General features: G+C 72.9%; 16 protein-coding genes and 1 pseudogene. 14 read left to right on the top strand and 3 right to left on the bottom strand.

Annotation, left to right across the window (positions count from 1 at the left end; genetic code table 11):
- Positions 1 to 50: 50 nt before the first annotated feature.
- A complete protein-coding gene (locus EDD33_RS18480; RefSeq protein ID WP_123392518.1) occupies positions 51 to 2,075 on the bottom strand; it encodes an NADPH-dependent 2,4-dienoyl-CoA reductase in 2,025 nt (674 codons plus the stop codon).
- Entirely contained in the window at positions 2,072 to 2,677 is a 606-nt protein-coding gene (locus EDD33_RS18475) for a PadR family transcriptional regulator (protein WP_123392516.1), read from the bottom strand. The genes EDD33_RS18480 and EDD33_RS18475 overlap by 4 nt, the downstream gene beginning before the upstream one ends.
- A 115-nt stretch (positions 2,678 to 2,792) precedes the next feature.
- On the opposite strand from EDD33_RS18475, the gene EDD33_RS18470 reads away from it, so the two are divergent.
- The 10 genes from EDD33_RS18470 (at position 2,793) to EDD33_RS18425 (ending at position 12,366) form a co-directional block, all read left to right on the top strand.
- Positions 2,793 to 3,674, top strand: a complete 882-nt coding sequence (locus EDD33_RS18470; protein WP_123392514.1) for an ABC transporter substrate-binding protein — start codon at positions 2,793 to 2,795, stop codon at positions 3,672 to 3,674.
- Positions 3,671 to 4,543, top strand: coding sequence for an amino acid ABC transporter permease (locus tag EDD33_RS18465; RefSeq protein WP_123392512.1), 873 nt, complete (start codon positions 3,671 to 3,673; stop codon positions 4,541 to 4,543). The genes EDD33_RS18470 and EDD33_RS18465 overlap by 4 nt, the downstream gene beginning before the upstream one ends.
- Positions 4,540 to 5,301: an amino acid ABC transporter ATP-binding protein gene (locus EDD33_RS18460; RefSeq protein WP_123392510.1), complete on the top strand. Its 762-nt coding sequence runs from the start codon at positions 4,540 to 4,542 to the stop codon at positions 5,299 to 5,301. The genes EDD33_RS18465 and EDD33_RS18460 overlap by 4 nt, the downstream gene beginning before the upstream one ends.
- 271 nt (positions 5,302 to 5,572) lie before the next feature.
- On the top strand, positions 5,573 to 6,232 hold the full coding sequence (locus tag EDD33_RS18455) for an ABC transporter permease (RefSeq protein ID WP_123392508.1): 660 nt from the start codon (positions 5,573 to 5,575) through the stop codon (positions 6,230 to 6,232).
- 51 nt (positions 6,233 to 6,283) lie between these two features.
- Positions 6,284 to 7,480 carry a betaine/proline/choline family ABC transporter ATP-binding protein gene (locus EDD33_RS18450; RefSeq protein ID WP_123392506.1) on the top strand — a complete coding sequence of 399 codons (1,197 nt, stop codon included), beginning with the start codon at positions 6,284 to 6,286 and terminating at the stop codon, positions 7,478 to 7,480.
- Positions 7,477 to 8,319: an ABC transporter permease gene (locus EDD33_RS18445; RefSeq protein ID WP_211332598.1), complete on the top strand. Its 843-nt coding sequence runs from the start codon at positions 7,477 to 7,479 to the stop codon at positions 8,317 to 8,319. Before EDD33_RS18450 ends, EDD33_RS18445 begins: the two co-directional genes overlap by 4 nt.
- A gap of 246 nt (positions 8,320 to 8,565) precedes the next feature.
- Positions 8,566 to 9,504: a glycine betaine ABC transporter substrate-binding protein gene (locus tag EDD33_RS18440; RefSeq protein WP_123392504.1), complete on the top strand. Its 939-nt coding sequence runs from the start codon at positions 8,566 to 8,568 to the stop codon at positions 9,502 to 9,504.
- 162 nt (positions 9,505 to 9,666) lie between these two features.
- Positions 9,667 to 10,821 (top strand): CaiB/BaiF CoA transferase family protein, encoded by a 1,155-nt coding sequence (locus tag EDD33_RS18435; RefSeq protein ID WP_123393675.1) that lies wholly within the window; start codon positions 9,667 to 9,669, stop codon positions 10,819 to 10,821.
- Positions 10,818 to 11,591, top strand: coding sequence for a pentapeptide repeat-containing protein (locus EDD33_RS18430; protein ID WP_123392503.1), 774 nt, complete (start codon positions 10,818 to 10,820; stop codon positions 11,589 to 11,591). The genes EDD33_RS18435 and EDD33_RS18430 overlap by 4 nt, the downstream gene beginning before the upstream one ends.
- 10 nt (positions 11,592 to 11,601) lie before the next feature.
- Positions 11,602 to 12,366, top strand: coding sequence for an SDR family NAD(P)-dependent oxidoreductase (locus tag EDD33_RS18425; RefSeq protein ID WP_123392502.1), 765 nt, complete (start codon positions 11,602 to 11,604; stop codon positions 12,364 to 12,366).
- Here EDD33_RS18425 and EDD33_RS20395 read toward each other — a convergent pair.
- A pseudogene (locus EDD33_RS20395) lies at positions 12,363 to 13,718 on the bottom strand (serine hydrolase domain-containing protein); the annotation flags it as partial. The gene EDD33_RS18425 and the pseudogene EDD33_RS20395 sit on opposite strands and share 4 nt — an antisense overlap.
- A 297-nt stretch (positions 13,719 to 14,015) precedes the next feature.
- On the opposite strand from EDD33_RS20395, the gene EDD33_RS18410 reads away from it, so the two are divergent.
- The 4 genes from EDD33_RS18410 (at position 14,016) to EDD33_RS18395 (ending at position 19,872) form a co-directional block, all read left to right on the top strand.
- Positions 14,016 to 15,230 (top strand): acetyl-CoA C-acetyltransferase, encoded by a 1,215-nt coding sequence (locus tag EDD33_RS18410; protein WP_123392499.1) that lies wholly within the window; start codon positions 14,016 to 14,018, stop codon positions 15,228 to 15,230.
- Between the two features lie 67 nt (positions 15,231 to 15,297).
- Positions 15,298 to 17,475 (top strand): 3-hydroxyacyl-CoA dehydrogenase NAD-binding domain-containing protein, encoded by a 2,178-nt coding sequence (locus tag EDD33_RS18405; protein WP_123392498.1) that lies wholly within the window; start codon positions 15,298 to 15,300, stop codon positions 17,473 to 17,475.
- 141 nt (positions 17,476 to 17,616) lie between these two features.
- Positions 17,617 to 18,324, top strand: a complete 708-nt coding sequence (locus EDD33_RS18400) for an ABC transporter ATP-binding protein (protein ID WP_123392496.1) — start codon at positions 17,617 to 17,619, stop codon at positions 18,322 to 18,324.
- An 18-nt stretch (positions 18,325 to 18,342) separates the two neighbouring features.
- Positions 18,343 to 19,872, top strand: a complete 1,530-nt coding sequence (locus EDD33_RS18395; protein WP_123392495.1) for a hypothetical protein — start codon at positions 18,343 to 18,345, stop codon at positions 19,870 to 19,872.
- The last annotated feature ends 39 nt before the right edge of the window (positions 19,873 to 19,911 follow it).

Genomic DNA, 19,911 nt, shown 5'->3' with positions numbered 1-19,911 from the left:
CGGTGTCGCGAGCAGACGACCCCTCGGCGGGCCTGCGGGGACCCGACCACTCACCGCGACGCGGCGAGCTCCACCCCCTGGCGGATGGCGCGCTTGGCGTCGAGCTCGGCGGCGAGGTCGGCGCCGCCGATGAGGTGGGCGGTGAGGCCGGCGGCGACGAGGTCGTCGTAGAGGCCCCGCACCGACTCCTGGCCGGCGCAGACGACGACGTCGTCGACCTCGATCAGGCGGGTCTCACCGTCGACGGTGACGTGCAGGCCGCGGTCGTCGATCCGGTCGTACGTCGCCCCGCTGACCTGCTCGACGCCCGACTGCTTGAGCACGGCGCGGTGCGCCCAGCCCGAGGTCTTGCCGAGGTGGATGCCGATCGGGGTGCTCTTGCGCTGCACCAGGAACACCTCGCGGGCGGACTCGCGCGGCTTGCGCTCGGTCAGGCCGCCGCGGTGGAGGTCGGGGTCGCCGACGCCCCAGTGCGCCAGCCAGTCCTCGAGGTCCTCCTCGACGTGGGTGAGGAAGACCGAGGTGTCCACGCCGATGCCGCCCGCGCCGATGACCGCGACGCGGCGGCCCGCGGTGTGGCGGCCCGAGAGCACGTCGGCGTAGGACACGGCCCGCTCGATGCCGGGGATGTCGGGGATGCGGGGCTCGACGCCGGTGGCCACGACGACCTCGTCGAAGCCGCGCAGCGCGTCCAGGCGCGCCTCGGTCTGCAACCGCACGTCGACGCCGAGGACCTCCAGACGCCGGGCGTAGTAGCGCAGCGTCTCGGCGAACTCCTCCTTGCCGGGGACCGCCATCGCGAGCCGGAACTGCCCGCCGAGCTCGGAGCCCTTCTCGAACAGGGTCACCGCGAAGCCGCGCTCGGCGTAGGACACCGCGGCGCTGAGGCCGGCGGGCCCGGCGCCGACGACGGCGGCGGTGGGGCGGGGCCGCGTCGGGGCGGTCGAGGGGAGCGGCAGCAGGACCAGCTCGGTCTCGCGGCAGGCCCGCGGGTTGACCAGGCAGCTCGCCCTCTTGTTGGCGAAGGCGTGGTCGAGGCAGGCCTGGTTGCAGGCGATGCAGGTGTTGATCTCGTCGGCCCGCCCGGCGGCGGCCTTGGCCACGAACTCGGGGTCGGCGAGCAGCGGCCGGGCCATCGAGACCAGGTCGCACGTGCCGTCGGCGAGCAGCTGCTCGGCGATCTCGGGGGTGTTGATGCGGTTGGACGCGCAGACCGGCACGCCGACCTCCTCGCGCAGCCGCGCGGTCGTCCACGCCCAGGCCGCCCGGGGCACCTGCGTGATGATCGTGGGCACCCGCGCCTCGTGCCAGCCGATGCCGGTGTTGAGGACGCTCACCCCCGCCTGCTCGAGCAGCAGCGCCAGCTCGACGGTCTCCTCCCAGGTCTGGCCGTCCTCGACGAGGTCGAGCAGCGAGAGCCGGTAGACGATCGCGAAGTCGGGACCGACGGCCTCACGGGTGCGGCGCACGACCTCGATCGGGAAGCGCATCCGGCGCGACGGCGTACCGCCCCACTCGTCCTCGCGGTGGTTGGTGCGCGAGGCCAGGAACTGGTTGATCAGGTAGCCCTCGGAGCCCATGATCTCGACCGCGTCGTAGCCCGCCTTCTGCGCCAGCACGGCGGAGTCGGCGAAGGCGGTGGCGGTCCGGTCGACCTGGCGGCTGCTCATCGCGCTCGGCCTGAAGGGCGTGATCGGCGACTTGATCGCGCTCGCGGACTGGCTGAACGGCGTGTAGCCGTAGCGCCCCGCGTGGAGGAGCTGCAGCGCGATCGCGCCGCCCTCCTCGTGCACGGCGTCGGTCACCTGCCGGTGGCGCGCGGCGTCCAGGCGCGTGGTCATCTCACCGGCCAGCGGCTTGAGCCAGCCCCGCTTGGAGACCGCGAAGCCGCCCGTGACGGCGAGGCCCACGCCGCCCGCCGCGCGCTCGCGGAAGTACGCCGCCAGCTTGGGCAGGTCCCAGGTGTGGTCCTCCAGGCCGGTGTGCATCGAGCCCATCACCACGCGGTTGCGCAGCGTCAGCCCACCGAGCGTGATCGGGGCGAGCAGGTGGGGGTAGGGCTGAGTGTCGGTCATCGGGTTCCCGTTCTCTGGTGCGGTCGGTCGGTGGTGCGGTCGTCGTCACCCCAGGCGGTGAGGTACTCCCCGAGCCACTCCACCCAGAAGTGCTCGGTGCGGATGCCGCCGCGCAGCACCAGCCAGACGTCGAGCGCGTGGCCGGCGGACGACCCGGGGTCGGTCGCGGCGTCACGGCGCAGCCCGTCGGGGTCGGGGAACTGCTCGCGCTCGAGCTGCTCGTAGTGGGCGAGCCGGGTCTGGTGCTCCAGCCGCAGGCCACGGAGCTCGGCGAGCAGGGCCGAGCGCTCGGCGTACGACGCCCCGCGCATCTTCACCGCGGCCTCCGACCGGAGCGTGACGGCCTGCGTGGGAGAGGCCACCCAGCGGGCGAGCTCCTCGCGGCCGCGCGGCGTGACGTCGTAGCGCTTCTCGGTGCTGCGCGCCCCGCCGGCGCTGGCGCTGACCCACCCGTCGTCCTCCATGCGGCGCAGGACGCGGTAGATCTGCTGGTGCGTGGCCTGCCAGAAGAAGCCGATCGAGCGGTCGAAGCGCCGGGCGAGCTCGATGCCGCTGCCGGGACGCTCGCGCAGCGAGACCAGCAGCGCGTGCTCCAACGACATGCCCGGAGCATGGCCCACCGCCGCGCCTTGTGCAACTCGTTGCACGACCACGAGGACGCGTCTCACCCGGGGTGCTGCGGCGCGGAGCGTCGGACCGGCGACCTAGCATCTCGGCATGCGAAACACCCGTCTCCGCGGGCTGGCCGTGCTCGCCGCCCCCCTGCTCCTCCTCACCGCCTGCGGGTCCCCGCCCGCGACCGACGACGGGTCCGGCGGCAGCGGCGGCTCGACCGAGGGCGCCAGCGCCGAGGACTGCGCCGCCGACCTCGACCTGACCACGCAGGGCAAGCTCACGGTCGCGACCGACTCCCCGGCGTACGACCCCTGGTTCAGCGAGGACGACCCGACCAACGGCAAGGGCTTCGAGTCGGCCGTGGCCTACGCCGTCGCCGACCGGCTGGGCTACGACAAGAGCCAGGTCGAGTGGGTGACCGTGCCGTTCAACAACTCCTACGCGCCGGGGCCGAAGAAGTTCGACTTCGACATCAACCAGATCTCGATCACCCCCGAGCGCGAGCGCGTCGTGGACTTCTCCGCGGGCTACTACACCGCCTCGCAGGCGGTCGTGGCGCTGGAGAGGTCGAAGATCGAGCCGGGCTCGATCGAGGACCTGACGAGCCTGAAGCTGGGCGCCCAGACCGGCACGACCAGCCTCACCGCGCTGCGCGACGTCGTCGACCCGGAGACCCAGCCGGTGGTGCTGCAGAACACCAACATCGCCAAGCAGCAGCTGCTCAACGGCCAGCTCGACGCCATCGTCACCGACCTGCCGACGGCGTTCTACATCACCGCTGCCGAGATCGAGGGCTCCACCATCGTCGGCCAGTTCGAGCAGCCGGAGGGTGACGCCGAGGAGTTCGGGCTGCTGCTCGAGAAGGGCTCCGACCTCACGCCGTGCGCCGACGACGCCCTCGCGGAGCTGGAGGAGGACGGCACGCTGGCCGACCTGCAGGAGCAGTGGCTCTCCACCACCGTCGACGTCCCCGTCCTGGAGTGAGCGGGACCGCCCAGGCCCCCACCGCGGGGGAGGCGTGGACGCCGAGCGAGCGCGAGCTCGAGCGGCGCGCCGTACGCCGTCGCGACCGCACCCGTCGGGGCCTGCTCGCCACCGCGGTGAGCGTGGTCGCCTTCGGGCTGGTGGCGTGGGTGCTGCTCACCTCGCCGGGGTGGCCGCGGGTGCAGGCGCTGTTCTTCTCGCGCTACCACGCGTGGGAGTCGTTCCCCGACGTGGCGCGGGGGTTCCTGCTCAACGTCGCCTCCTTCATGGTCGCCGAGCCGGTGATCCTGCTGCTGGGGGTGCTGGTCGCCGTGACGCGGTGGACGGTCTCGCCGTGGCTGACACCGCTGCGGGTGATCGCGATCGGCTACACCGACCTGTTCCGCGGCGTACCCACGCTGCTGGTGGTGTTCCTGCTCGGCCTCGGCGTGCCCGCGCTGCAGCTCGCCGGCGTGACCACCAACGTGTTCTGGCTGGGCACCACCGCCCTGGTGCTGTCCTACGGCGCCTACGTCGCCGAGGTGGTGCGCGCCGGCATCGACTCGGTCCACCCCTCGCAGCTGGCCTCGGCCGAGGCGCTGGCGCTGACCCGCGCCCAGACGATGCGGCACGTGATCCTGCCGCAGGCGTTGCGCCGGCAGGGGCCGCCGCTGCTCAACGACTTCGTCTCGCTGCAGAAGGACACCGCGCTGCTGGCGGTCCTCGGCGTGTTCGAGGCGCTGTTCCGGGCGCAGGACTACGGCAACTACAACTTCAACTTCACCCCCCTGGTGGTGGCCGCGGTGTTCTTCCTGGCCCTGACGATCCCGCTGGCCCGGCTCACCGACCACCTCGGCCGGCGGACGATGCGACGGGAGCGGGGCCGGTGAGCCCGGTCGGCGCGACGTCCGCGCCCGTGCTCTCGGCACGCGGCCTGCGCAAGACCTACGGCGACCGCGTGGTGCTCGACGGCATCGACCTCGACGTGCACCCCCACGACGTCGTCTGCCTGATCGGCTCGTCGGGGTCGGGCAAGTCGACGCTGCTGCGCTGCCTCGACCTGCTCGAGGACATCGACGACGGCACCATCTCCCTCGACGGCCGCGAGGTCTCCGACCCACGGACCGACCCGCGCGAGGTGCGACGCTCGGGGATCGGGATGGTGTTCCAGGCCTACAACCTGTTCCCCCACCTCACGGTGCTGCAGAACTGCACCCTCGCCCCGACCCGCGTCCACGGCGTCTCGGCCGACGCCGCCCGGGAGCGGGCGCAGCGGCTGCTCGAGCGGTTCGGGCTCGCCGAGAAGGCCGACGCCCACCCCGACGCGCTGTCCGGCGGCCAGCAGCAGCGGGTCGCGCTGGTGCGCGCGCTGTGCACCGAGCCGCGGGTGCTGCTGCTGGACGAGATCACGGCGGCGCTCGACCCGGAGCTCGTCGGGGAGGTGCTGGCCGTCGTGCGCGCCGAGGCGGAGGCGGGCATGACGATGGTGCTCGCCACCCACGAGATGGCCTTCGCCCGCGAGGTCGCCACCCGGGTCTGCTTCCTCGACCGCGGCCGGATCCTCGAGCAGGGACCGCCCGCCGAGGTCCTGGTCTCCCCCCGCGAGCCCCGCACCCGCGAGTTCCTCCGGCGGGTGCTGCCGGGCTGAGGACGGGGTCGGTGCGGCCCTGGTCACCCGGACGTCCGGGCAACAGGGCACGTGTCGGCTGTCGTGATGGCCGACATGTCCCCGGCAAGGACGTCGAGCAGCCCGAGATGTCCGGTTCAGTCGTACGCCGCGCCGCGCCGTACGTCGACCCGGCGGTCCGGGGCGCCTCCGGACCCGCGAGCACCACGCGAACGGTTGTGCACCGCAATCACGGGCCGAGGGGCACCGGGCTGCGTATGGTGTCCCCACCTATCGAGCCAGGGGGCCGTCCGTGGAGAACATCACCAACTGGTTCACCTACGTCAACGACAACTTCGAGTACATCCTCGAGGAGACGATCAACCACGCGCGGATCGTCCTGATCGTGATCGCGTTGGCGACCGTCACCTCGGTGCTGCTGGGAGTGCTGATCCAGCGGCGGCCCGTCGCCCGGGCCGTGGTCCTGGCGCTGTCGGGGATCATCCTGACGATCCCGTCGCTGGCGCTGTTCGCGCTGTTCATCCCGGTCGTCGGCATCGGCAACCCGCCGGCGATGCTCGCGCTCTACCTCTACGCACTGATGCCGGTGCTGCGCAACACCGTCACCGGTCTGGACTCCGTCAGTCCCGCGGTCGTCGAGTCGGCCAAGGGCATGGGGATGAGCAGCACGCAGCAGCTGCTGCGCGTCCGCCTCCCGCTCGCCTGGCCGGTCATCATGGCCGGCGTCCGCATCTCCAGCCTGATGACCGTGGGCATCGCGGCCATCGCCATCCTCGTCGGCGGCGACGGGCTCGGGAGCTACATCCAGGGCGGGCTGACTCGCTTCGGCCTGCCCAACTCGGAGAACTCCGTGTGGGCCGGCGTCGTGTTCACCGTCCTGCTGGGCCTGGTGCTGGACATCGCCTTCGCGATCTTCCAGCGCTTCAGCACCCCGCGCGGGCTCCGCGCCTAGGCGCACCCGACCCTCCCCGTCGCCCTGAGACGCCCTGAGAAAGGCCACCAGATGAGCACCCAGCAGCAGAGCCCCGAGCAGCGCACCGACACCCCGACCCGCGAGCCCAAGATCCGCCTCGACAAGGTCGGCAAGACCTACCCCGGCACCAAGGTCGCCGCCGTCGAGGAGCTCAGCCTCGACATCCACGAGGGTGAGATCCTCGTGCTGGTCGGCCCGTCCGGGTGCGGCAAGAGCACCACGCTGCGGCTGATCAACCGGATGATCGAGCCGAGCGGCGGGCGCATCCTGCTCGACGGCGAGGACGTCACCAAGGTCAACCCCGACAAGCTGCGCCGCCGGATCGGCTACGTCATCCAGCAGATCGGCCTGTTCCCGCACCAGACCATCGCGCAGAACATCGAGACGGTCCCGCGGATGCTCGGCTGGGACAAGCAGAAGGCCAAGGCCCGCAGCGAGGAGCTGCTCGGCATGGTCGGCCTGGACCCCGAGCGCTACCGCGACAGCTACCCCAAGGCGCTCTCCGGCGGCCAGGCCCAGCGCGTGGGCGTGGCCCGGGCCCTGGGCGCCGACCCCGACATCATGCTGATGGACGAGCCGTTCGGCGCCATCGACCCGATCACCCGCGAGCGGCTGCAGAACGAGTTCCTGAGGCTCCAGGGCGAGCTGCGCAAGACCATCGTCTTCGTCACCCACGACATCGACGAGGCGATCAAGATGGGCGACAAGATCGCGATCCTGGGCGAGCGCAGCACGATCCGCCAGATCGACACCCCCGAGCGGATCCTGGCCTACCCCGTCGACGACTTCGTCGACGACTTCATCGGCACCGGCTCGACGATAAAGGGCCTGAACTTCCTCCAGGTCAGCTCGCTGGCCCTCACCGACTACCCCACCCTCGAGCCGAGCAGCACCCCCGACGCCGGCCGTGCGGCGCTGCAGGACACCGGCCGCGAGTGGCTGGTCCAGCTCGACGAGAACCGGGCGCCGGTGCGGTGGATCCACGCCGACGACCTCGACGGCACCGGCGACGAGCGGGGCGAGCCGGTGGGCGAGCTGCTGCACTCCGAGGACACCCTGTTCCACGCCCTCGAGCTGATGGTGCAGAGCGCGTCCGGCGAGACCTGCGTCGTCGACGGCTCGGGCGCCTTCGTCGGGGTCGTCCGGATGGCCGACCTCGCCAAGGCGATCCGTCGGGCGCAGTACGAGGCGCGGATGCACTACGAGCAGATGGAGCGTCAGTCGTGAGCGGCGGCGCCCCGGGCGCGACGCTCGACCGGACCGAGCCCGAGGCCGTCCCCGAGCCCGACGCGTCGGCCACGTCGAGCGCGCCCCCCGCCACCCGGCGGGCCCGCGCGATCAAGACCGCTGGCCTGTGGCTGGCCCCGGTGATGATCGCGCTGCTGGCACTGCTGTTCTTCCTCTACTACCGGGGCCTGCAGGCCGACGGCAACAGCACCGTCATCTCGGCGCTGAACTGGGGCGACAAGCTGCTCCCGCAGACCATCCGGATCGTCTACATCGCCTTCTGGTCGACCGTCATCGTCATCCTGGTCGCGGTCCCGCTCGGCATCGTGCTCACCCGTCCCGCCGTACGCCGGATCAGCCCGTTCATCCTCGCGGTGGCCAACTCCGGGCAGGCGCTGCCGGCGTACGGCCTGCTGGTGATCTTCCTCGGCATCATGGGCCAGGGCCGGTTCACCGTGATCGTGGCGCTCTCGCTCTACGCCCTGCTGCCGGTGCTGCGCAACACCATGGTCGGCCTCGACGGCGTGGACCGCTCGGTCATCGAGGCGGGGCGCGGCATGGGGATGACCAAGATGCAGGCGTTGACCCGGATCGAGCTGCCGCTCGCCGTACCGATCGTCATCGCCGGGGTCCGGACCGCGCTCACCCTCAACATCGGCATGGCCACGCTGGCCTTCCTCATCGGCGGCGGCGGGCTCGGCATCACCATCCAGACCGGCCTGAAGCTCAACCAGGACCCGATCCTGATCGTCGGCGCCTGGCTGGTCGCGCTGGTCGCGCTCAGCTTCGACTGGCTCGGCGCGGTGGCCGAGCGCGTCCTGAAGCCGCGCGGTCTCTAGCCACTCGGTCACCGGACGGTTCCGGGCGCAACGGGGCAGACCCGGGCAAGCCTGTGCCCAGCCGAGACCAAATCGTTGCAACCGCGTGCGATTGCGCCCGTCGTCGGCGACCCTCCCGCCCTACTGTGAGCACACCCACGGCACGGCGCGCCCGCGTCGCGCCCGTCGGTCCCGTTCGCGCGGGGCTCGCTCCGGTCGGTGGGTCCGACCGGCAGGGGTCGTTGCTTCCTCACGAAGGGTGAACCGATGCGCAACCACAAGAGACTGATAGCGGCGTCCCTCAGCGTCGCCTTCGCCGCGGCCCTCGCCGGCTGTGGCGGTGGCGGGAGCGGTGGCGGGAGCGGCAGCGCCCTCGACGGCGTCAAGCTGACCGTGGGCTCCAAGGACTTCACCGAGAACATCCTGGTCGGCGAGATGTACGTCCAGGCGCTGCAGAACGAGGGCGCCGACGTCACGAGCCAGACCAACCTCGGCGGCACCTCGGTGGCGCGCGACGCGCTCCTGAACAAGGAGATCGACGTCTACCCGGAGTACACCGGCACCGGCTGGACCGTGCACCTCGGCAACGAGAAGCCCAGCCAGGACCCCGCCGAGCTGTTCAAGGTGACCTCCGAGCAGGACATCAAGGACAACGACATCGCGTGGGTCGGCCAGTCGCCGTTCAACGACACCTACGGCTTCGCGGCCAACGGTGACCTCGCCAAGGAGGAGGGCCCCTTCGACTTCGACTCGATGGCCGCCTACCTCAAGGCCAACCCCGACACCACGGTCTGCATGGAGACCGAGTTCCCCGACCGTCCCGACGGCCTCGTGCTGTGGGAGAAGGCCACCGGCTACAAGATCCCGCAGTCGCAGATCCAGATCCTCGACACCGGCCTGATCTACACCGAGACCAGCGACGGCAAGTGCGACTTCGGCGAGGTCTTCACCACCGACGGACGCATCCAGGCCCTCAACCTCGAGCTGGTCGAGGACCCGGGCGTGATGATCCTCTACAACTTGTCCATGACCTGGCAGGACGCCGTCTACCAGGAGCACGCCGAGACCTACAAGACGCTCGCCGACGAGATCTTCAAGGACCTCGACGAGGAGAAGATGGCCGAGCTGAACGCCCTGGTCGACGTCGAGGGCCAGCCCGTCGAGCAGGTCGCCAAGAAGTACCTCGAGGACATCGGGCTGCTCTGAGGCCGCTCCGGTCCCGAGCCTGATCGACCCGACCACAGCCCCGCGGCGCGCGCCGCGGGGCTGTGGCGCGTCCAGGACAGGTCCGGGCCAGTTCCGGGCCGGTCCCGAGCGCGCCTGCGCGGGGCCCTGGACCCTGACAGCAATTCTGTCATGATCGCGGCCATGACGTACGAGCTGGGTCGGGGAACGGGTCCGCTGAGCGGGGTCAAGGTCGTCGAGATCGCCGGGATCGGTCCCGGTCCGCACGCCTGCATGACGCTCGCCGACCTCGGTGCCGACGTGGTGCGGGTGGAGCGGCCGGGCGGGTCGATGCTGACCGGCGGGCCGACCGATCTGCTCAACCGCGGCCGGCCGAGCGTGGCGCTCGACCTCAAGCACCCCGACGCCGCCGGGGTGGTCCTCGACCTGGTCGAGCACGCCGACGTCCTCGTCGAGGGGATGCGGCCGGGCACGACCGAGCGGCTCGGCATCGGCCCCGAGCAGTGCCACGAGCGCAACCCCGCCCTGGTCTACGGCCGGATGACCGGGTGGGGCCAGACGGGGCCGCTCGCCGCCAGCGCCGGACACGACCTCAACTACATCTCGATCACCGGCGCGCTGCACGGCATGGGCCAGGACCCCGCCCGGCCGCACTTCCCGAGCAACCTGGTCGGCGACTTCGGCGGCGGGTCGACGTACCTCGTGATCGGGGTGCTCGCCGCGCTGCTCGAGGCCCGCACCAGCGGCCGCGGCCAGGTCGTCGACGCCGCGATCGTCGACGGCACCGCCCACGCCAACACGATGGCCTCGGCCTTCCTCGCCGGCGGCTCGCTGCGCGAGGAGCGCGCCACCAACCTGCTCGACGGGGGCATGCCGTTCTACGACCTCTACGAGACCTCCGACGGCCGCCACGTCTCGGTGGGCCCGCTCGAGCCGCAGTTCTACGACGAGCTGGTCCGGCTGCTGCCGCTGCCCGACGCACCCGACCGCTACGACCTGGCCCGTGCGGGCGAGCTCCGGGAGCAGGTCGCCGCCGCCTTCGCGCAGCGGACCCTCGCGGAGTGGACCGAGGTCTTCGAGGGCACCGACGCGTGCGTGGCCCCCGTGGTGACCCTGACCGAGGCGCGGACCCACCCGCACATGGCCGCCCGTGAGGTCTTCGTCGAGCACGAGGGCGTGGTGCAGCCCGCCCCCGCCCCCCGCTTCAGCCGTACGCCGAGCACGCTGAGCCTGCCGCCGGCCCCCGAGCCCGGCCACCTGACCCGGGAGGCGCTGGTCGCCTGGGGCGTGGCCGACGTCGAGGGCCTGCTGGAGCGGGGCGTCGTGGTCCAGTCGTGAGGCCGGCCGCCGCGCCCGGTCGCGACCACCTGGCCGCCGACTGCGCGGCCTGCGTGGGGCTGTGCTGCGTGGTGCCGGCGTTCTCGACCTCGAGCGAGTTCGCCATCGACAAGCCCGCCGGGGTGCCGTGCCCCCACCTGGGCGACCACTTCGGCTGCACGGTCCACGACCGGCTGCCCGAGCTGGGGTTCCGCGGCTGCACGGTCTACGACTGCTTCGGCGCCGGCCAGCGGGTCGCCGCGTCGTACGCCGGACGCGACTGGCGCGACCCGGAGGTGCGGCCCGCGATGTTCGCCGACTTCGAGGTCGTCGAGCGGCTGCACGAGCTGCTCTGGTACCTCGCCGAGGCCGACGCCCGCTGCCCCGACGCCGCCCTGCGCGAGGAGGTGGCCGGGCTGCGGCAGCAGGTCGAGCAGGCCGCCGACGCCCCCGGCGACGTGGAGGTGCTCCGGCTGCAGCTGCGGGCCGACCCGCTGCTGGGCGAGGTCAGCGCCGCGGTGCGCGGCGGCGGCGGGGCCGACCTGCGCGGCCGCGACCTGGCCGGACGCGACCTGCGCGAGGACGATCTGGTGGGGGCGACGCTGCGCGGCGCCGTGCTGCTGGGGGCCGACCTGCGCGGCCAGGACCTCACCGACGCCGACCTGCTCGGTGCCGACCTGCGCGGGGCCGACCTGCGGGGCGCCGACCTCACGGGGTCGCTGTTCTGGACCCGGTTGCAGCTGCGCGCCGCGGTCACCGACGCCACCACGGTCCTTCCGGCCGCTGGGTAGCGTCGGGGGCATGGCTGACTCACTCGACGGAACAGTTGCCCTCGTCACCGGTGCCTCCAGCGGCATCGGCCACGCGACGGCCCGCTCGCTCGCCGCCCGCGGTGCCGCGGTCGCGCTCGTGGCCCGGCGCACGGACCGCCTGGAGGAGCTCGCCGCGGCGATCACCGCCGACGGCGGTCGCGCCCTGACCGTCACCGCCGACGTCAGCGACGCCGAGCAGGCCGTCGCCGCGGTCGTGCAGACGGTCGAGACGCTGGGCCGGCTCGACACGGTGGTCAACAACGCCGGCGTGATGCTGCTCGGGCCGGTCGTCGACGCCCCCGTCGAGGAGTGGGACCGCATGGTCGACCTCAACGTCAAGGGGCTGCTCTACGTCGCCCACGCGGCGCTGCCCCACCTCCTCGAGGCGGCGCAGGACGGGCCCCGACAGGTGGCCGACCTGGTCAACGTCTCCTCGGTCGCCGGCCGCGTGGCCCGCAACGGCAGCGGCGTCTACAACGCCACCAAGCACGCCGTCGGGGCGTTCAGCGAGTCGTTGCGCCAGGAGGTCACCCGGCGCCACGTGCGGGTCTCGCTCGTGGAGCCCGGCGCGGTCGCGACCGAGCTGGTTTCGCACAACCGCGACGAGGTGCAGGAGACCATCAACCAGCGCTTCAGCGACATGGAGCGCCTGGAGTCCGAGGACATCGCCGAGGCCGTGGAGTTCATCGTGACCCGGCCCCGCCGGGTGGCGGTCAACGAGCTGCTGGTGCGCCCCACCGAGCAGGAGGGCTAGCGGACCGTCGGGTCCTGGTCGAGCGGCCCCCGCGCCGCGGAGTGCCACGGGTCGGGGCCGTTGAGCGGGACCTCGCGCCACCGCAGGCGTGCCTCGGGCGCGCCGTCGGTGGCGGCGAGGACCTCGACTCCGAACCGGTGGGCCGACTCGACCACCAGGACCTCGGCGATGAACCGGTCCTCGTCGACCCACCCGCCGCTCGCGGCCACCGGGAGCGACCACGCCCCGCCGTCGCGGTGCCAGGTCGACTCCGCCCAGCGGCCGTCGCCCAGCGCCACCTCGAAGGCCTCGGCGCCGCGGTGCAGCACCACGCTGCCCCCGTCGGCCGCCACCTCCACCCGGTCGTACGCCGGGTCGAGGTCGGTCCCACCCGACGCGACGCGTGACGCTGCGACCGGGCCGGGCGCCGGGGCGGTCGCGGCGACGGGCCGCACCTGCAGCCCGGCGAGCCGCTCGAGCAGGCGTGCCTCGGTGGCCTGGACCCCGCCGTCCCCGTCGGCCCTGTCGTCGAGCGCGCCGTCCAGCGCCGCCACCAGGTGGTCGCGGACCAGGTCGACCAGGAGCTGCATCTCGGTGGTCGCCGCGGTGGTCGCCACTACGACGTCGTGCTCGGGCAGCACCACCATCAGCTGCCCGAAGGCGCCGTCGCCGCGGTAGCCGCCGCGCATCTGCCAGAACGAGAAGCCGTAGCCCCGCCGCCAGTCGGGCCCGGCGCCGGGGTCGCGGTTGAGCGGCCCGACCGCCCGGGTGGCCTCGGCGACCCAGGCGGGGTCGAGGAGCTGCTCGCCCTGCCACGTGCCGCCGTCGAGGTGGAGCTGGCCGATCGTCGCGATCGCCTCGGTGGTGAGGTGCGCGCCGCTGAACCCGAGCGCGTGCCCGGCGGGGTCGCGGTGCCACGGCACGTCCTCGGACAGGCCCAGGGGCCGCAGCAGCCGGGGGCGCAGCACGTCGAGCAGGTCCTCGCCGGTCACGTGGGTGATCGCGCGCGAGAGCAGGTAGGTCGCCACCTGGTCGTAGGCGAACTCCGCCCCGGGGGCGTGGTCGAGCCGGGTGGCCACGACGCGGTGCAGCCACTCGTCGGTCGGGGCGGTGCCGCCGCGCAGCCCGAGCGCCGGCCAGGCGTCGACGTCGTGGCCGACCGTCATCGACAGGCAGTGGCGGACCAGCACCGACTCCCAGCCGGGGCAAGCGTGCTCGCGCACCTCCGGCGGCAGCAGGTCGAGCACCGGGTCGTCGAGCGCGACACGGCCCTCCTGGACCAGGAGGCCGACCGCGGTGGCGGTCAGCGTCTTGGACAGCGAGTAGGCGAGGTGCGGCCGCGTGGCGGCGTACGGGCTCCACCAGCCCTCGGCGACGACGTGACCGACGCACCACGACGAGGCCGTGCAGGTCGATGCCGACGTCCTCGACCGCGTCCAGCAGGTCGAGGACCCCGGCGGCGTCGACGCCCTGGGCGTGCGGGGCGCTGCGGGGCAGGCTCATGCGAGGGACCGTACGCCGCGCCCCGGCCGTCGTGACCTGCCCCACACGCGGCACGCCGTTGACGTTGACAGCAGTACTGTCACAATGATCGTGACACCGACGAGCCCGGCTCCGCCCGCGACGCCGTCGGCCGCCCGTCACGCACCGCTCGAGTAGTTGGGACTCCCATGGCAACTGATGCGTTCGTCTACGACGCCGTCCGCACCCCGCGAGGCAAGGGGAAGAAGAACGGCACCCTGCACGAGGTGAAGCCCGTCGACCTCGTGGTCGGCCTCCTCGAGGCGGTCCAGGAGCGCAACCCCTCCCTCGACGCGAACCGCGTCGACGACGTCGTGCTCGGCGTCGTCTCGCCCGTCGGGGACCAGGGCGGCGACATCGCCAAGACCGCGGCGCTCGCGGCCGGGCTGCCCGACACCGTCGCGGGCGTGCAGCTCAACCGGTTCTGTGCGTCCGGCCTCGAGGCCGTCAACCAGGCCGCCTCCCGCGTCCGCGGCGGCTTCGAGGACCTGATCCTCGCCGGCGGCGTGGAGTCGATGAGCCGCGTGCCGATGGGCAGCGACGGCGGCGCCTGGGCGATGGACCCGGCCACCGCGTTCGCCACCGACTTCGTGCCCCAGGGCATCGGCGCCGACCTCATCGCCACGCTCGAGGGCTTCAGCCGCTCCGACGTCGACACCTTTGCGGTCGAGTCCAACGCCCGCGCCGCCAAGGCCTGGGCCGACGGCCGCTTCGCCCGCTCGGTGGTCCCGGTGCGCGACCGCAACGGCATGGTCGTGCTCGACCACGACGAGTTCATCAAGCCCGAGTCGACCGTCGAGGGCCTGGCCAGGCTGCGCCCCTCCTTCGCCGGCATCGGCGAGCAGGGCGGCTTCGACTCGGTGGCGCTGGAGAAGTACCACTGGGTCGAGCGCATCGACCACGTCCACCACGCCGGCAACTCCTCGGGGATCGTCGACGGGGCCGCGCTGGTGGCCATCGGCAACGAGCAGGTCGGCTCCGACCTCGGCCTGACCCCGCGGGCGCGCATCGTCTCCGCCGCCGTCTCCGGCGCCGACCCGACGATCATGCTCACCGGTCCCGCCCCCGCCAGCCGCAAGGCGCTGGCCAAGGCCGGGCTCAAGGTCGAGGACATCGACCTGTTCGAGATCAACGAGGCCTTCGCCGCGGTCGCGATGCGCTTCATGCGCGACATGGGGATCTCCGAGGAGGTCACCAACGTCAACGGCGGCTCGATCGCGATGGGCCACCCGCTGGGCGCCACCGGCGCCATGATCCTCGGCACCCTGATCGACGAGCTCGAGCGCCGCGACCTCAAGCGCGGGCTGGCCACGCTGTGCGTCGGCGGCGGCATGGGCATCGCCACCATCGTCGAGCTGGTCTGACGCTCGGGACGGTCGCCGAGCGACCTCCGCAGGGCACCGACCTCCACCACTCCTCAGGAAGACACCGATGACTGACTCCGCAGTGACCTACGACCGCGACGCCGACGGCGTCGTGACCCTGACCCTCGACGACCCGCAGTCGAGCGCCAACACGATGAACGAGCGCTACAAGAACGGCATGCACGCGGCGATCACCCGGCTCGTGGCCGAGAAGGACGAGGTGCGCGGCGTCGTCGTGGCCTCGGCCAAGAAGACCTTCTTCGCCGGCGGCGACCTCAAGGGCATGGTGACCACCACCCGTGAGGACGCCGAGGCGGTGTTCGGCGAGGTCGAGCAGGTCAAGGCCGACCTGCGTCGCCTGGAGACCCTGGGCAAGCCGGTCGTCGCGGCCATCAACGGCGCGGCGCTGGGCGGCGGCCTCGAGATCGCGCTCGCCTGCCACCACCGGATCGCCGTCGACGGCCGCTACGAGATCGGCCTGCCCGAGGCGACCCTGGGCCTGCTGCCCGGTGGCGGCGGCGTCACCCGCACCGTGCGGATGTTCGGCATCCAGACCGCGCTGATGGACGTCCTGCTCCAGGGCCCGCGGATGAAGCCGGCCAAGGCCAGGGAGAAGGGCCTGGTCGACGAGCTGGTCGCGAGCCAGGACGAGCTGCTCCCGGCCGCGCGCGCCTGGGTGCTCGCCCACGCCGACGACGAGACCCCCTCGGCCAACCCGTGGGACCGCGAGGGCTACAAGCTGCCCGGCGGCACGCCCAGCAACCCCAAGCTCGCGGCGTTCCTGCCCGCGTTCCCCGCGATGCTGCGCAAGCAGGTCAAGGGCGCCGACTACCCCGCGCAGCGCGCGATCATGTCGGCGGCCATCGAGGGCGCCCAGGTCGACTTCGACACCGCCAGCCGGATCGAGTCGCGCTACCTCGCCGAGCTGATCACCGGCTCGAACAGCAAGAACATGATCCAGGCGTTCTTCTTCGACCTCTCCGCCATCAACGGCGGCTCGCTGCGCCCCGCCGGCGTGGAGAAGTTCACCGCCACCAAGGTCGGCGTGCTCGGTGCCGGGATGATGGGCGCCGGCATCGCCTACTCGTGCGCCCGCGCCGGCATGCAGGTCGTGCTCAAGGACGTCGCCCAGGAGTCGGCCGACAAGGGCAAGGCCTACAGCGAGAAGATCCTGGCCAAGGCCGTCGAGCGCGGCCAGCTCGACGAGACCAAGAAGGCCGAGGTCCTCGACCGGATCACCGCGACCACCGACCCGGCCGACTTCGCCGGCGTCGACCTGGTCATCGAGGCCGTCTTCGAGGACCCGGCCCTCAAGGCCCAGGTGTACGCCGAGATCCAGTCGGTCGTGGATGCGGACGCGCTGCTGTGCTCCAACACCTCGACGCTGCCGATCACCGAGCTGGCCAAGGCCGTCGACCGCCCGGCCGACTTCGTGGGCCTGCACTTCTTCTCGCCCGTGGACAAGATGCCGCTGGTGGAGATCATCCGCGGCGCGCAGACCTCCGACGAGACCGTCGCCCGCGCGCTCGACGTCGTGCAGGCGATCAAGAAGACGCCGATCGTGGTCAACGACAGCCGCGGCTTCTACACCAGCCGCGTCATCGGCACGATGGTCAACGAGGGCCTGGCGATGCTGGGCGAGGGCGTCCACCCGACCTCGGTCGAGCGGGCCGCCACGCAGGCGGGCTACCCCGTCGGCACGCTGCAGCTCTCCGACGAGCTCAACATGGAGCTGATGGCCAAGATCGCCAAGGCCACCGCCGACGCCGAGGGCGAGTCCTACACCGCCCACCCGGCCTCCCACGTCGTGCAGACCATGATCGACGAGGGCCGCCCGGGTCGGCTGCGGGGCGCCGGCTTCTACGACTACGACGAGAGCGGTCGGCGTACCCACCTCTGGTCGGGCCTGAAGGACCTGTTCCCGCCCGCCGACGAGCCTGCCGACATCGACGACCTCAAGGACCGCTACCTGTTCATCGAGGCGCTCGAGACCGCGAAGTGCTTCGAGGAGGGCGTCATCGAGTCGGCCGCCGCGGCCAACATCGGCTCGATCATGGGCATCGGCTACCCGCCCCTGACCGGCGGCACCGTCCAGTTCATGCAGGGGTACGACGGCCCGACCGGCCACGGCCTGGCCGGCTTCGTCGAGCGCGCCGACCAGCTGACCAAGCTGTACGGCGACCGCTTCGCGCCCACCGACCGGCTGCGCGAGATGGCGGCCGCGGGCGAGACCTTCCCCGCCTGAGTGCCCGTCTGACCGCCCGCCTGACCGCTCCTCCCACCGCCCCCGTCGTGCCCTGCGCGGCGGGGGCGGCGGTGCACCCGCCTCACCACGGATACCCCCAAAACGGACACCGGGACGGCGTGGCTCGGTGATCATGGTCGGGTGACGAGTCCGAGGGTCGACGTGCGCGGGTTGTGGGTGCGCTTCGGTGAGGTCGACGCCGTGCAGGGGATCGACGTGACCGCCCACGCCGGGCGGGCGACGGCGCTGCTGGGGCGCAACGGCGCCGGGAAGTCGACCACGATGCGGGTGCTGGCCGGGGTGATCCCGCCGACCGCGGGGCACGTGCAGGTCGACGGCGTCGAGGTCGCGGCCGACCCGATGACGGTGAAGCGGCTGACCGGCTACTGCCCCGACGTCGGCGGGCTGGTCCCGCGTGCCACCCCGTGGGAGCACCTCCAGCTCTCGGCGCGGTTGCGTCGCCTCGACGGGTGGGAGCCGCGCGCCCGCGACCTGCTGGAGCGGTTCGAGCTCGGCGGCGTCGCCCACCGGGTGACCTCGGGGTTCAGCCACGGCATGAGCCGGCGGCTCTCGGTGGTCCTCGCGGCCTTCCACGAGCCCGGCGTGCTGCTCCTCGACGAGCCCTTCGACGGCGTCGACCCGCTGGGGGTCGAGGCCACCCTCGACGTGGTCGCCGACGCCCGCGCCCGCGGCGCCGCGGTGCTGGTCAGCACCCACCTGCGCGAGCTGGCGATGCAGGCGTGCGACCAGGCCCTGGTGCTGCGCGGCGGGGCCCGGGTGGCGACGCTCGACTCCGGGGAGCTCGGCGGCGAGCGCGGGGCCGAGACCTACCGCGCCCTGCTGGGGTGAGCGAGGGATGAGCGCCCGATGACCACCCGGACCACGACCTGGCGCGAGCTGCGCCGGGCCCGCCACGACCTGCCGGCGCTGCTGGCCTTCCGACGCTCCGGCCTGACCCCGGCGTCCCGGCGCCGGGTGCGCCTCGGCGCCGGCGGCGTCGCCGTGGTCACGGTGGCGGTCGCGGTGGTCCCGGCCTACGTCGGGGACGAGACCGCCGGCGGCAGGGTGCTGGCCCTGCTCCCCGCCGCCGGCTTCGCCTTCGTGGTCCTGGCCGTCGTCTCCGCCGTGGCCTCGGCCGGCGGGCGCGAGCTGCTGCCGCGTGACCAGGCGGTGGCGTTCCCCGTCTCCAGCGCGGTCGACCACCTCGGCGCCCTGCTGATGGCGCCGCTCAACATCGCCTGGCTCCTCCAGGCCTGGCTGCTGCTCGGGTCGACGGCCTGGGCCCTGGGTCCGACGCGGTGGTGGGCCTACCAGCTGCCCGTGCTGCTGTGGGTGCTGCTGGCGACCGCGCTGGCGCAGTTGGTGGGCTGGTGCGTCGAGGGCGTACGCCGCGGCCCGCACGGCCCGCTGGTCTTCCGGCTCGGCGTCGGTCTGCTCGCCGCCGCCGGCGCGGCCGTCGTGCTGTCCGGCAGCGTCACCGCGGCGCTCGACCGCTCGCCGACCCGGGTGCTGCTCGGCGTCGTCCTCGACGGGTCCGCCGACCGCTGGTGGGGCTGGGGCACGGGCGTCGTCGGGCTCGGCGTCGCCCTGGTGGGGCTGGTCCTCGCCGGCGCCTGGCCCGCCGGGTGGGCGCTCGCGCGCCCGATGCGCGAGGAGCTGCGCCTCGAGGGCGGGCAGCACCGGGCCCGGCGTACGCCCCGGACCGAGCTGGGCGCCCTGGTCCGCCTCGACCGCGCCTCGGTGTGGCGGTCCGTGCCGCTGCGACGGGGCACGCTGGTGCTGGCCGTGATGCCCGGGCTGGTGGCGCTGCTGGGCGCGCTGGACTGGCGCAACCTGATGATCCTGCCGGGCCTCGTCGTCTCCGGCGGTGCGCTCCTGTTCGCCGTCAACGCGTGGTGCCTCGACGGTCGCGGCATGCTGTGGCGCGAGAACCTCCCCGTCGCCGCGCGCACCGTGCTGCTCGCCCGCTGCTGGGTGCTCGTCGAGCTGCTCGTCGGGGCCGCGTCGATCACGCTGGTGCTGGGGGCGCTGCGGGCGGGCACGCCGACCGCTGCCGAGCTCGCCGCCGTGCTCTCGCTCACGCTCGTGGTCACCCTCCAGGTGGTCGCGGGGGCGTCGAGGTGGAGCGTGCAGCGGCCCTACGCCGCGGACCTCCGCAGCGCCCGGGCCACCCCCGCGCCGCCGGTGGTGATGGTCGGCTACAGCGCCCGGCTGGCGCTGAGCACCACGGTCACCAGCCTGCTGTTCTCGACCCTGGCGCTGCTCGGCAGCGTGGCCGCGGTGCTGCTGGTCGCCCTGCTCATGCTGCTGTGGTCGGGCTGGCGGCTCGAGCGGGTCGCCCAGCGCTGGGAGGAGCCGGTGACCCGCGCGCGCGTCGTGGTGACGGTCGCGGGCTGAGGCTGGTCCTGCGGTCACCATGCGGACGTCGAGGTTTCG

Origin of the sequence: Nocardioides aurantiacus (assembly GCF_003752505.1) — a bacterium.
Classification (GTDB): Bacteria; Actinomycetota; Actinomycetes; order Propionibacteriales; family Nocardioidaceae; genus Marmoricola; species Marmoricola aurantiacus.
The sequence above is the reverse complement of the archived record's forward strand: the minus strand, read 5'-3'. Positions and strand labels throughout refer to the sequence as shown.

Coding starts and splice junctions, on each gene's coding strand:
- EDD33_RS18475 (WP_123392516.1), bottom strand. CDS start 2,677: ATGTCGTTGGAGCACGCGCTGCTGGTCTCGCTGCGCGAGCGTCCCGGC.
- EDD33_RS18480 (WP_123392518.1), bottom strand. CDS start 2,075: ATGACCGACACTCAGCCCTACCCCCACCTGCTCGCCCCGATCACGCTC.
- EDD33_RS18470 (WP_123392514.1), top strand. CDS start 2,793: ATGCGAAACACCCGTCTCCGCGGGCTGGCCGTGCTCGCCGCCCCCCTG.
- EDD33_RS18395 (WP_123392495.1), top strand. CDS start 18,343: ATGACCACCCGGACCACGACCTGGCGCGAGCTGCGCCGGGCCCGCCAC.
- EDD33_RS18440 (WP_123392504.1), top strand. CDS start 8,566: ATGCGCAACCACAAGAGACTGATAGCGGCGTCCCTCAGCGTCGCCTTC.
- EDD33_RS18405 (WP_123392498.1), top strand. CDS start 15,298: ATGACTGACTCCGCAGTGACCTACGACCGCGACGCCGACGGCGTCGTG.
- EDD33_RS18435 (WP_123393675.1), top strand. CDS start 9,667: ATGACGTACGAGCTGGGTCGGGGAACGGGTCCGCTGAGCGGGGTCAAG.
- EDD33_RS18425 (WP_123392502.1), top strand. CDS start 11,602: ATGGCTGACTCACTCGACGGAACAGTTGCCCTCGTCACCGGTGCCTCC.
- EDD33_RS18450 (WP_123392506.1), top strand. CDS start 6,284: ATGAGCACCCAGCAGCAGAGCCCCGAGCAGCGCACCGACACCCCGACC.
- EDD33_RS18410 (WP_123392499.1), top strand. CDS start 14,016: ATGGCAACTGATGCGTTCGTCTACGACGCCGTCCGCACCCCGCGAGGC.